This window comes from Thalassospira sp. HF15, from assembly GCF_011806525.1.
GTDB lineage: Bacteria > Pseudomonadota > Alphaproteobacteria > Rhodospirillales > Thalassospiraceae > Thalassospira.
On the sequence record NZ_JAAVKI010000013.1, the window covers coordinates 1 to 13,120 of the forward strand.

10 protein-coding genes are annotated in these 13,120 nt (G+C 54.8%); 6 read left to right on the forward strand and 4 right to left on the reverse strand.

The window, feature by feature from the left end; translation table 11 throughout:
• Positions 1–146: 146 nt before the first annotated feature.
• Positions 147–398, reverse strand: coding sequence for a hypothetical protein (locus HED22_RS19370; protein ID WP_167725389.1), 252 nt, complete (start codon positions 396–398; stop codon positions 147–149).
• 236 nt (positions 399–634) lie between these two features.
• On the opposite strand from HED22_RS19370, the gene HED22_RS19375 reads away from it, so the two are divergent.
• Entirely contained in the window at positions 635–1,075 is a 441-nt protein-coding gene (locus HED22_RS19375; RefSeq protein WP_254870300.1) for a hypothetical protein, read from the forward strand.
• 82 nt (positions 1,076–1,157) lie between these two features.
• On the opposite strand, the gene upp is transcribed toward HED22_RS19375, so the two are convergent.
• Together upp and HED22_RS19385 are read right to left on the reverse strand one after the other, a co-directional pair.
• The gene (gene upp / locus HED22_RS19380) at positions 1,158–1,808 is read right to left on the reverse strand and encodes a uracil phosphoribosyltransferase (RefSeq protein ID WP_167725391.1); all 651 of its coding nucleotides are present in this window, start codon (positions 1,806–1,808) and stop codon (positions 1,158–1,160) included.
• 289 nt (positions 1,809–2,097) lie between these two features.
• Positions 2,098–3,165, reverse strand: a complete 1,068-nt coding sequence (locus HED22_RS19385; protein WP_167725393.1) for an SPOR domain-containing protein — start codon at positions 3,163–3,165, stop codon at positions 2,098–2,100.
• Positions 3,166–3,801: 636 nt separating this feature from the next.
• Here HED22_RS19385 and HED22_RS19390 point away from each other — a divergent pair.
• Positions 3,802–6,126 carry a methyl-accepting chemotaxis protein gene (locus HED22_RS19390; RefSeq protein WP_254870301.1) on the forward strand — a complete coding sequence of 775 codons (2,325 nt, stop codon included), beginning with the start codon at positions 3,802–3,804 and terminating at the stop codon, positions 6,124–6,126.
• An 84-nt stretch (positions 6,127–6,210) separates the two neighbouring features.
• Here HED22_RS19390 and pepN read toward each other — a convergent pair whose 3' ends face one another.
• Positions 6,211–8,850, reverse strand: a complete 2,640-nt coding sequence (gene pepN / locus HED22_RS19395; RefSeq protein ID WP_167725395.1) for an aminopeptidase N — start codon at positions 8,848–8,850, stop codon at positions 6,211–6,213.
• A 428-nt stretch (positions 8,851–9,278) separates the two neighbouring features.
• Here pepN and HED22_RS19400 point away from each other — a divergent pair, with 428 nt between their 5' ends.
• The 4 genes from HED22_RS19400 to HED22_RS19415 all read left to right on the forward strand — a co-directional run bounded on the left by HED22_RS19400 (position 9,279) and on the right by HED22_RS19415 (position 13,102).
• Positions 9,279–9,950 carry a response regulator transcription factor gene (locus HED22_RS19400; protein ID WP_167725397.1) on the forward strand — a complete coding sequence of 224 codons (672 nt, stop codon included), beginning with the start codon at positions 9,279–9,281 and terminating at the stop codon, positions 9,948–9,950.
• A gap of 113 nt (positions 9,951–10,063) precedes the next feature.
• On the forward strand, positions 10,064–11,239 hold the full coding sequence (locus tag HED22_RS19405) for an AI-2E family transporter (RefSeq protein ID WP_254870302.1): 1,176 nt from the start codon (positions 10,064–10,066) through the stop codon (positions 11,237–11,239).
• A gap of 155 nt (positions 11,240–11,394) precedes the next feature.
• Positions 11,395–12,165, forward strand: a complete 771-nt coding sequence (locus HED22_RS19410; RefSeq protein ID WP_368484520.1) for an outer membrane protein — start codon at positions 11,395–11,397, stop codon at positions 12,163–12,165.
• Positions 12,166–12,268: 103 nt separating this feature from the next.
• Complete coding sequence (locus HED22_RS19415; RefSeq protein ID WP_167725401.1) at positions 12,269–13,102, forward strand: AraC family transcriptional regulator; 834 nt, start codon at positions 12,269–12,271, stop codon at positions 13,100–13,102.
• Positions 13,103–13,120 lie beyond the last annotated feature (18 nt).

Sequence of the window (13,120 nt, forward strand, 5' to 3'; positions counted from 1 at the left end):
GACTTTAGCGCCATAACGCTGCCCGCGCATCCCTTCCTTCTGATCTACAATGTCAAAGAACTCAAAGGCCGAAGCCTTAAACCGCCCGGTTCGTGTCGCTCAATCGTGAGCGCCGCACCCCGTCGGTGGAGGCGGGTTATAGGGCCCTAGATCAGACCTGTAAACACCTTTTTCGCAAAAAAATGCATTTCACGGGAACTTTTCCAGATATTCTTATTTTTCAACAACTTAAGAAAAACGACATATCCAACCATAACAATCACGCAAGATACCTGATCAGACTCTTGGTTGAAAAATCCCGCAAATTCCCGCCCAAAGCCCTGCAAAGAGCAGGTTTGCATGGGGCAAAAAACCCCGAAGCCCATCTGAATGATTCGAAAAAACAGGTTACCGGCCATTCAGATTCTAGGCACTTGCAGCAATCAAAGCCGTTTGACTTGATGCAATGCACCGAAAGACGAGTTCGCTTATTCACATATAGACGTCGATGCCGCACGAGACACCGTTTCCGGGGCACGGCTGCTAAATGCTGCAAAAGCAAATATGTGAACCTTTCCTTTACACTATCACCCGATGATAGGGCGACATAGAGATACCCCTCATTATAAGACGGGCATCAGGGGACCGAAGGAAGATGATGAGACTGCGACAATATCTTATATGTGCTGCCGCGATTGCGGGGCTCTCTCTCGCCGGGTGCTCGGGCACCAACCTTGTGCCCAACACGGGCCCAAGCAGTGATGGCGAAGGCGGCCAACCAGGACCGTCTTTCACCCAGTTCACCGATATTCCGATGCCATCCAATTCGTCACTTGATATGGATAAAAGCATCATCTTTGGCGCATCCGATGCCTGGCATGGCCGGCTGGTGATGAATGCAGGTGGATCTCCTGCCCAGATGTATGACTTTTATGAACGCGAAATGCCGAACTTTGGCTGGAGCAAGGTAACCGTTGTCCGTGCCGACATTTCGGTTCTGGTCTATGACCGCGAAAACCGCGTTGCGACCATCAAACTTACCGGTGGATCATTCGCCGGTTCGATTGTCGATATTACGGTGTCGCCGAAAGGCTGACCCAACCTGGAACTGAGAATTCAAAAACAAAAAGGGTGCCTGATGGCACCCTTTTTTAATGCATAATCGCAGATCAGCTGATTTAGCGCGTGCCGAACAGACGGTCCCCCGCATCGCCAAGACCCGGCACGATATAGGCCTTTTCATTGAGCTTCTCATCAAGGCCGGCGGTATAGATCGGCACATCCGGGTGCGCATCCTGGAAGACTTTGACACCTTCGGGTGCTGCGACCAGCGCCATGAAACGGATATCCTTGTCCGCCACACCATATTTGTTGAGCGTATCAATCGCCGCAACCGCCGAGTTCCCGGTCGCCAGCATCGGATCAACCAGAATAAAGGTCCGGCCTTCTACTTCGGGCAGCTTCACCAGATATTCGACCGGCATGTGGGTTTCCGGATCACGATACAGGCCGATATGGCCGATACGGGCGGACGGCATCAGCTCAATCAGGCCATCGGCCATGCCAGAACCGGCGCGCAGGATCGGAACGACAGCCAGTTTGCGGCCCTGAATGACCGGCGCCTTCATCGGGCAGATCGGGGTTTCGATATCCTCGAAGCTGACAGGAAGCTCGCGGGTGATTTCATAGCCCATCAGAAGCGCGATTTCCTTGAGCAACTGACGGAAGGTCTTGGTCGAGGTGCTGACCTTGCGCATATGGCTCAGCTTATGCTGGATCAGCGGATGATCAAGAATATGAAGGTTCGGGAAATCCTTGTGCGTGCTCATGTGCTTTCGGCCATCCTGTCTTGCTTTGCAGCCGTCCGAAACATGCGGCTGCCCATCTGATGTTTGCGAACCAAGCGCGTAGCGCTTTTGCCCCAAGATGGCAAGTAGAATGCCCCAATCAGAGGACAAAAACAAACCCGATGAGATGAATTGCGCAACATCAGCAGTTCGCGCCCCGATCCCCCACAAAGACAAAAGCGGGGTGACACATTCCGGTGTCACCCCGCTCAGCATTCTTAGATCTATATATATAGTGTGGCGCCAACCGTCACAGGTTACGCACGGGCGCTCAATTTACCACGCGGTCGTTGGGCTCTGCGCGCACCGGGAAACCATCAATCGAATGATCGGCCTTGATCTTGGCTGCGTCATCACGGGCTTCGGCCAGGCTGGCATAGGCACCAATGCGAACATAGTACCAAGCCCCTTCATCCTCTGGTCCGCGCACAACCACCGCAACCTGCAGCCCTTCGCCGCGCAGTTCCTCCGCGCGCTGGCTAGCGTTTTCATGGACCTTGAAGGCACCGACCTGCACCGAGAACGGTTTGTCGGTATCTGCCGCTGCGACCGTGTCCCCTGCCGGCGCGCTCGGTGCCGCTTCGGGCGCAGCTTCTGCGGTTTCGGTTGCCGGTTCAGTTTCGGCTGGCGCCGCACTCTGTTCGGCAGTTTCCGTGGCTTCGCTCGGAGCACTTTCTTCTGTTGCGTCAACTGCCGGGGCATCCGGGGCGGCTGGAGCTTCGGGCGCTTCGGCCGTGCCGTTGACGTCACGGATTTCAGGGGCAGCGATGGCCGGCTCTTCCGAGGTCGTGGCTTCTGCAGCGTCCGTCGCATCTGCTACATCCGACGGAGCCTCTTCGCCACTGGCGGCCTCGTCTGACAGGGCTTCGGTACGTTGCGCAATCAGATCACCGACCGGGTCTTCGCTATCTGCGCTGATTTCCGGCACAGAAGGTTCAGCTGCCTCAGGCGTTTCTTCTGCGATGACAGCGGGCTCTTCCGGGGCAGAGGCCAGCATTTCGACTTCGGGCTGTTGGGTTTGGGTGGTGCGGGCACCTTCATCCGAATCCATAAACAGCCCGGCGCCAACCAGCATTCCGGCAAAGAACAAGACAAGCCCAAGCATGCCTGCGCCTGTGATCAGGCCAAGAAGGGTTTTGCGATCCATATCCGCTATCCGTGCATTAAGGTTTTGCCGATCACCGGCGCGTGTTGCGCCGTGGCCATTGCCATCACCCTGCCCGTCGCGACCATAGATAAAGGCCGGCAGCGGTGCATCCTTTTGCCCGGCATCCGAATCTGACTTGGGGTCCGGGGTTGCGCGCAAATCGGGTTTGTTGGTGTGGTCTTCGTCAGCCATGGACTTGGCCATCCTTCACGACATCAAAGTTACCCTGCGTTTGTAACCGCCAGCACCTTTATAAAACGCTAAGGCCCTGCCCCGAATGCAACCGGGCAGCGCGATAAAGATTGATGTGTGTCTGATGATTTCGGGTAAAAAAAGGGGGACTGGTATGTTCCCCGGCATTGTCCCGCACAATGATCCGGATACCAGCCCCCACGAGTGAGAGAGATCGACCTTCGGGGAGAGAGAGTCCCGAAGATAGAAGCCATCAGGCACGCCATGTCAGCCTGATGGCCGGTCACAAACGACGTTGTCGTCTGCATTTGACAAAAACAGTCATAGAGCATCGATTTTACAATTGCAAACGATTATCACACACATTCGCATAAAAATTTTGAACGCAAGGAAACTACCCGCCACTTGCTGGCTAAGTATCACAATCGAAAAGAGATTTTCGTGATAACAGGCGCTTCCAACCGCGCTGTGAGCCGCAGCTATCCTCAAGAACAGTCAACTAAGGGATTGTGTTCCAAATCAAGCTCTGTTTGGATCAGGGAAACTACTCATCAGAAGTAGCGGTGTGAAGCGGGAGCGACGCGAGCCAACACAATCAAGACAAAAATAAACACGGTTTGCTCTGGAGTGACAAAAATGACGGGAGACAAGGCCGCGAAGACGGCTATTGCAGGGGGCGCTACCAGCCTTCTGACGTTGCGACGCATTTTGCTCGTAACAGGGTTACTGGTTTCTGGTGCAGTGACTTGGATGCTGCTTTGGACCGGTGACACCTATCGCAATTTTGCGATTGAAACGCTGAACAATTCGGTCAGTGGAACAGTCAATTTCTTTGTCGGTTCGCGTATTGCAACCGACTATGCCGACAAAATTACCCCTATCGCCAATGAATGGTCGCGGCTTGGCAGCCTGGTCAAAAGTTATCAGGAAAATGACCAGACGCGCATGCAAGCGGAACTCAACATCCTGTCCAACGCGCGTGAGGTTGTTCAGGGCGATGTGAACCTGGTTGACGCGATTGCCTATGATCAGGAATTCAACCAACTGGCAACGTCGGAAGCCAATCTGGGTGCAAGCGTTACCGACGATCCGGACGTCAAAACCTTCCTGGCGAACCGGGAAAAGGCAGAGGCCCGCAAACCGGCAAGCTTCATGTGGGCAACACCGGATGGCCGTCCGGTCTTTAGCCTGATCCTGCCGGTGGGTGGGTTCCGCGCAGTTGGCTTCCTTGAAGTCATTACCGATCCCCTGCCCCAGCTTGAAGGCATCGGTAAGGTTTTGGGCGGCAACTTCCAGATTCTTGATAATTCCGGCACGGTGCTGTTTGAAAGCCTTGAGGCCCCGGCAGAGGCGCAAGTAGCCGCAGAAACCGAAACGGCACCAGCATCAACAACCGATACTGCCGCAGCAGATTCCGAACAACCTGCCACAGAAGCAGCAAGCGATACGACGTCCCCCCAATCAGCAGATTCTGAGCACTATCGCGCAGCCGTTGACGTCGCCATCAGTGACGGAAGAGGTGGTGTCTGGGCCGAAGCGCGCTTTGACCGCGATGTTTCCGATTTCTATGCCCAGACCGACAGTCTGCGCCTACTGTCGATCGAAATCCTTGTCGGTGTGCTGCTTGCCGGATGGATTGTTGGCTGGATCCTGCTGCGCACCACGGTTCTGCGAAACCTGCGTGCGTTTGCCCGTGCAATGACATCAATCTCGAACGGTGATACCAACGTCACCCTGCCCGATGTCGGCAATGACGAGATCGGCGAGATGAAAAAGGCGCTGATTGCGCTGCGTGAATCGGTACGTCAGGCGCTTATCTTGCAAAACATGGTCGAAAATACGCCAACCATGACGGCGATGATCCTGCCTGATGGCAAGCTGAGCTATCTGAATGCCAGCGCGCAGGATTATCTGGGTGGCACGACCGATACGATTTCGGGTGATTTCCTGAATCTTGGGCCTGATTTCCAAACCAAACTTGCCAATCCGAACAACCTGCCCTTCACCGAGATCATCCAGACCGAGCGCGGATATCTTGATATTCTGGCAGCCCCTGTGCGCGACAAGGATGATGTCCTTTTGGGCACCATGCTGGCATGGAATGATGTCAGTGAGCGTGAGGAAAGCAAGATCGCGGTCACCGAAATGATGGCCGAGGTTGCCCGCGTGGCACAGTCCGTGACAGAGCAGTCCGAAGGGTTGCTCAGCCTTGCCAACGAACTGACAAGCCAGTCGGAAAACACCGTCCAGCAATCAGGCAGTGCACTGGATGTCTCGCGCGAGGCGGCATCCAATACACGGAATGTCGCCACCGCGGTTGAGGAACTTTCATCCTCGATCGCTGAGATCAACCGTCAGGCAACCGAGGCATCTGACGTGACCGGGCGCGCCCGCGAGGAAGCCGAGGAAAGCCAGCGCAATATCGGATCGCTTGAAAAGGCCAGCTCCGAGATCGGATCGATCATTGATCTGATCAACGACATTGCACACCGCACCAAGCTTCTGTCGTTGAATGCAACGATCGAGGCCGAACGGGCCGGTGAACTTGGCAAGGGCTTTGCCGTGGTTGCCAACGAGGTCAAATCGCTTGCCGATCAGACGGCAAGTGCAACTGGCCAGATTGGCGATCTGACAGCCGCCATCCAGCAGGAAGTGCAAAAAGCGGCGCATTCGATCAGCACGGTGGGTGAAGTCATTCACCAGGTCAATGACATCCAGTCGACCATCACCCATTCGGTTGATGAACAACGTCGTGCAACCGGCGAGATTTCCGAAAACGTGCAGCGCATTGCCGCAGGGGCCGGATCGATGGATGAGATGATCACGTTTGTGAATGACGGGGCGCAGGGCACGGGGCGCAACGCCCATGACCTGAACACGGCCAGCCACAACCTTTCGGAAGTGGCACGCAACCTGTCAGAAAAAATGCGAGAATTCAGCGAGCGGATGAAGTTGACCTGATCGCCTTTTGACCAACCACCAAAAACAAAGGGCGGCAACCGAAAGGTGCCGCCCTTTTTGCGTTTGACCGAAGTCTGATTGCAATCAGCTTGCCACGGATTTCGAAGCAATTTCATAGAGATCGCGCGAGATTTCCGGCTTGGCGAGGATACGATTAAGCTCTGCCTTCATCTTCTCGGCCCGGTCAGCATCATATTTCGCCCACTTGCCCAGCGGCGAGCAAAGGCGTGCCGCCACCTGCGGGTTGATGTCATCAAGCTCGATCAGGCGATCAGCATAGAATGCGTAACCCGATCCATCCTTGGCATGGAAATGGCGCGGATTGGCCATGGCAAAGGCCCCGATCAGCGAACGCACCTTGTTGGGATTGCGCATGGTAAAGGCCGCGTGGCTCATCAAATCCTTGACCCGTGCCAATGTGTCATCCCGCGATGACATGGCCTGAAGCGTGAACCATTTATCAAGCACGACAGCATCGTCGGCAAAGCGTTTCTCGAAATCGGCCAATGCGGTTTCACGGCCCGGATGATCAAGGTTATTGAGCACCGAAAGGGCTGCCATCTGATCGGTCATGTTATCAGCCGTGCCGTATTGTGCAGCTGCCACATCGGCATATTCGTTTTCGCCAGTTGCCACCAGATAGGCCAATGCGGTTGCCCGCAAGGCCCGCTGGCCGGCAGATGCCGCATCCGGCGTAAAGGCCGCGTTTGAGGCATTCTGATGATAAGCATCGGCAAAATCATCCGAAAGCGCCTGCCCGATACGTTTGCGCAAGGCGGTTCGCACCTGATAGATCGCCTCTGGATTTGCGGGCTTGTGCTGTTCGGACAGGAACGCCTCACCCGGCAAGACAAGCGCGTCGGCACGGAATGCCTTGTCAAGCTCTTCATTGATCAGGGTTGCGCGCATGGCAGCGATGAAGGCATCCATGCGGGCCTGTTCGCCGTCAAAGGCGGCATCAACATCCCCGCCATTTGCCTCATAGGCGGCAATGGCAGACAGCATCAGACGCGTTGCATATTTCTGCCCGGCTTCCCAGCGGTTAAAGGCATCACTGTCATTGCCCATCAAGAAGACGAGTTCATCATCCGGTTGGTCCGTGGTGATGTTCACTGGTGCCGAAAAGCCGCGGTTAAAGGACAGCACCGGTGCCTCGACAACGTCATCGAAAACGAATTCCTGTTTGGCGTCTTTGAGTTCAACCGTCCGGGCAACAAGATCAGAACCATTCGCCCCCAAAAGCCCGATGGAAATCGGCATATGCAGCGGTTTCTTGTCCGGCTGCCCCGGGGTCGGGTCGGTTTTTTGGGTGATGGTCAGGCGATATTGTTTGGCATCCGCATCATAATCGCCCTGCCAACTCAGCTTTGGGGTACCTGCCTGCGAATACCAGAGTTTGAGCTGTGTGAAATCAATGCCATTGGCGTCTTCCATCGCCTTGGCAAAGTCATCGCAGGTCACGGCCTGTCCGTCGTGGCGATCAAAGTAAAGGTCGATTCCTTTGCGATAGCCATCCGGGCCCAAAAGGGTATGCATCATGCGGATCAGTTCCGCGCCCTTTTCATAAACGGTCGCGGTATAGAAATTGTTGATTTCCATATAGCTGTCCGGGCGCACCGGATGGGCCAACGGTCCGCCATCCTCGGGGAACTGGGCGGCGCGCAGTGCCTGAACATCCTTGATGCGTTGTACCGGGCGGGATCGCTGATCAGCGGAAAATTCCTGATCTCGGAAAACCGTGAGCCCTTCTTTCAGCGACAGCTGGAACCAGTCACGGCAGGTCACCCGGTTGCCCGACCAGTTGTGGAAGTATTCGTGCGCAACAATGGATTCGATACGTTCATAATCAACATCGGTTGCTGTATCGGGGCGCGCCAGAACGAATTTGGCGTTGAAAACATTAAGGCTTTTGTTTTCCATCGCCCCCATATTGAAATCCGATACGGCCACGATATTGAACAGATCCAGATCGTATTCGAGGCCATAGACATCCTCATCCCACTTCATGGAGCGTTTCAGACTGTCCATCGCGTAGTCGCAGCGGTCTTCATTGCCATGCTCGACAAAAATGCGCAGCGCCACATCACGACCGGACATGGTTTTGAAACTGTCTTCGACACAGGCCAGATCACCGGCCACCAGCGCGAACAAGTAAGATGGTTTGGGGAACGGATCCTCCCAAACCGCGAAATGACGCCCGCCGTCAAGATCGCCGCTATCAATCAGATTGCCGTTTGACAACAGAACCGGGCAGCTTTCCTTGTTGGCATTGATCGTGACCTTGTAGGTTGCCATGACATCCGGGCGGTCCGGGAAATAGGTTATACGTCGGAACCCTTCGGCCTCGCACTGCGTGCAAAAGGCACTTTGCGAGACATAAAGACCTTCAAGGCGGGTATTGTTGGCCGGTGAAATCTGGGTTTCAAGCTCGGCAATGAAGGTTTCGCCGGGTGCCTTGAAACGCAAACCTTCCTGATCAACGCTGAAATCGCTTGAAGCCAGTCGGGTGTCATCGAGCATAACAGACAGGAGCTTCATATCCTCGCCATGCAGGAAAACTTCATCGCCTTTTCCGGTCCCGCGCACAGGATTCGCAGCCATAAACAGACGCGATTTGACATTTGTGACGTCTCGATCAAGGTCAAAAACCAGTTCGACCCTTTCGACAATAAAGTCAGGTTCCTTATAGTCTTCGCGACGAATCACTTGCGGCTGTTCAGACATTGAAGTGTCCTTTTTTCCTTGGGCTGCGCGGTTTTGGAACGGATTGTATAAATTCGCCAATTTCGCAATGCAGTGTGGTGTTTCAGTACTGAATTTCGGTCAGTGATATCACTGATAGGATAAATTTCATTTTTCCTCAAATGCGGAGTTTACGGGGCCGATTTTAATGGGCATACTCTCAAACGGTGGCGCGAGGGGGGCCAAAGTTTCACATTTCGTGGGGCGAGAGTGATCTTTGGTTTCCCTCAACCTTTCTGCCGGTTTTCCATACAATACACCTTCTGTGCAGATAGGCGTCTATCCGGTCGCACCTTACCAAAATCAAAAATATCCCTTCCTTTTCTCACCTAATAATTTGTGAGTTCCGCTTGAACGGGATAGAATAATTGCGACTTGTCGGGGAAAATAACTTCAGGGGAACATCGCCAATGGCCGAGACATTCCAGATTCTGATCGCCGATGATCATCCGCTTGTCCGTGGAGCCCTCAAACAGGCCCTGAGTTCAGAACTGGAAAACGTATCGGTCCTCGAAGCTGGCAGCCTGTATGAAGCTATCGATCAGGTTGAAGCCCACAAAGGCGATATTGACCTTGTCCTGCTGGATTTGCACATGCCGGGCATGAACGGCTTTACCGGCCTGTTTACCTTGCGTGCATCCTATCCCGACATTCCGGTTTCCATTGTTTCGGCCAGTCAGGAACTGCCGGTTGTGCGCCGTTCGATTGAATATGGTGCCTCGGCCTTCGTTCCGAAATCAGCCCCGGTCGATCAGATCGGCCTTGCGGTTAAAACGGTTCTGGATGGTGGCATGTGGATGCCCGATTGGGCGCGCGAGGCCATGGAAAACGGCCCGGCCGATGACGAGGCAACCGACCTTGCCGAAAAGATCGGACAGCTTACCCCGCAGCAATTGCGGGTGCTTAACATGCTTACCGAAGGCAAACTGAACAAACAGATCGCCTATGAGCTTGATGTGACCGAAGCCACCGTCAAGGCCCACGTATCGGCCATCCTGCGCAAACTTTCGGTCCATAGCCGCACTCAGGCCGTGATCATTGCCCGTGAACTGCAATTGCAGGAACCGGCCATCGACGCCTAACCAGCGAGACAGCACGTCCACTGCGTCCCCCGGAACTTCCACGGTCTTGGGCCGTTTCATACATATATCCAGATTTTTGCAGGCGCTTGCCCTGCGCCCTCGGGAGACCATGTATGTCGGCCAAATGCAGTGCGCATGCGCCCAACACGCCGGAACTATCCAGCGCAAATCCGGATCAAGCCGGAACCCCAAGCGATGCGGAACGCCGCACAATTGCCCGTGCACGCGTCTATCGCCGGGCCCGCACCATTTCAGTAATCGGAACTTTCGGGATTTTGATGCTGGGCTGTCTTTACGTGGCGCAAAGTCTTTTGCTGCCGATCATGCTTGGTTTTTTGCTGTCGCTTGTGTTTTCACCGCTTGTGCGCACGCTCGCACGGTTTCGCATTCCACAAACTGTTACGGCCTTCGCCGTTGTTATGGCACTTAGTGCATCCGTGATTGCCGGGATTTATGGCCTGAGCGGCCCGATATCGGGCTGGATCGATGAAGCTCCGAACATCGAACGCCAGTTGCGCCTGCGCCTTGCTGATCTCAGCGAACCGCTTGATAAACTCCGCGAAGCCCAGAAACAGGTATCCGAGGCCACAGATCAGAATAATGGCGATGAGGACGTGCAAAAAGTGGTGGTTGCAGAACCCAACCTGATCAGTCAGGCGGCCCAGGGCGCCCCGGATATTCTGGCGGGCATTGCCCTGATGCTGGTCCTGATGCTGTTTATCCTGTCAGGAGGCGATCGGGTTTATCAAAAGCTGATCCGTTCGCTTCCGACCTTTGGCGACCGGCGCAAGGGATTGCGCATCGCCCATGATGTCGAACGCGAAGTGTCGCGCTATCTGGCAACCATTACCGCGATTAACATCACCCTTGGCATCGTGATCGGCACCCTGATGGCGATTGTTGGCCTGCCCAACCCGGTGCTTTGGGGCATTGCCGCCGCCGTGCTTAATTATGTGCCGATCCTGGGTGCCATGACCGGTGTTGTGATTGTCGCGGTTGTGTCGCTTGTCTCGATGCAAACCACCGGACAGGCAATGGTAGCGCCGGCCCTTTATCTGGCCTGCACGGTGATTGAGGGACAATTGATCACGCCGATGCTTGTTGGCAACCGACTGAAAATCAATTCGGTCGCGATTGTGCTTGCGATTGCGCTATGGGGCTGGCTTTGGGGGTTTGTCGGGGTGTTGGTGGCCGTACCGCTTCTGATCGTCGCCAGCGTCATTTCCAATCACGTCGAAGGCCTGGGCGGGCTTCGCGAACTTATTGGCCCGCATGTGAAAGCACCTTGAAGGAGGACGAACACTCTTCTGGAACGCACAGGACGGTTTCAAACTCTACACGCCCGAACAAATCAACGCCGCCGCACACCAAAAGTTAATATTGCTAGATACGAATAAATCAATTAGTACTAGTAGTATAGCTACTCTTACGCGGGGGAAATGGGGTGCACAACCTACCAAAGTTTAAGTCCATCATTTGCGCGGCAATCGCTGCGGGCATTCTGTTGCCTGGCATAGCATGCGCCGCAGAGGAAAACTGGTCAGGATTTTATGGCGGCCTTGCACTTGGTGGCACCTATGGGCAATCAAACCCCGACACCGTTAGTGAACTCAGCCAATATTTCACCGGTGACGACCCCGTAGTAATGAAGTCACGCCTGCAAAGAACCATCAGTGGCTCCGCCCTTAGCGGATCTGTTTTGGCAGGATACGAGCACACGCGTGGTCAGATGGTCTACGGCATTGAAACCGATATATCGGTGATGGATTACTCCGAAACATCTGCAGTTGGGCCAGTCACCTTCAACACCAATACGACGGTCGACTTCAATGTCCGCACAACAGTCGAAACAAACTTTTCTTTCAGCATCCGCCCCAAAATCGGATATGCCGTTGGGAACTGGATGTTCCATGCTGCTGCGGGTCCGTCGATCGGTTATTTCGACTATGATTTCCGCTACAGCGACACCAACGCCGGCGGTGCCGGCAACGACTTCAGTAAAAGCACGCTGGCATTAGGCATTTCATCTGGACTTGGTTCGTCCTACAAGCTTGATAATGGCTGGGTGCTGCGTGGCGACTACGTCATGAACTACTACCCAAAAGTCATTGATGAACGTCAGAGCTTCGTAAGAACCGGCTTCCGTGGTTCCATCGATCATCAGGTTGATTTCGAGTCTCATAACGTACGGTTCGCACTGATCAAACGTTTCTGATCCCGCCCTTCTGGATCACGAAATGCATAAGGCGACCTCGAACGAGTGTCGCCTTTCTTTTTGTGTCGTTGTCTTCTAGATGGGTTTCTGACACTGTCGGATCATGTCGCAGGATCACGTTCGCATAATTTCCCATGATTGTCCGGGTGTTGAAGCCGTCATGGCCGAAACACGCCATAGCTTTGCCAAACACACGCACGAGGCGTTTGGCATCGGCTTCATGTATGCGGGTGCGCAAAAGTCGGCTTCCGGGCGTGGTATGGTCGAGGCCGGGGCAGGCAACATCATCACGGTCAACCCACGCGAAGTCCATGATGGCCACCCAATCGGCAACAATCCGCGCGGCTGGAACATGCTGTATTTCGACCCCGCCCTGATTGCACGCGCCGCATCTGACCTTTCCGAAACCGCCACCGACCAATATGAATTCACCCGTCCGGTGATGGATCGCCCGGATGTTCGGCGCTGCTTTGGTGCGCTGTTTGATGCCATTGCCAACGGTTCGGAAGAAAGCGCACGGCTCCGGCGTGAAGAAATGCTGCTCCTCATGCTCCATCACGCCATGATGGCGCCGGGTGAGCCAATCCCAAAATCAAGCGTGCGCACCGCCGTCGCCCATGCCCGGATCAAACGCGCCAAGGCGTTGCTGGATGACAGCCCAACGCAAAGCCACAGCCTTGATGATCTTGCCGCTGCAACGGGGCTCAGCAAATTTCAGACGCTTCGCGATTTTACCCGCGCGACGGGCCTCACCCCGCATGCGTACCTGATCCAGCGGCGGATTGATCTGGCACGTGCCATGATCAAATCGGGCGAAACCCTTGCCGATATCGCAAGCAGTGCGGGCTTTGCCGATCAAAGCCACCTGAACCGCCACTTTGTCCGCGCCTTTGGCCTGACACCGGGCCGCTATGCCCGCGCGGTTCGCGCAAACTGAGCAAACCTCACATCCTGC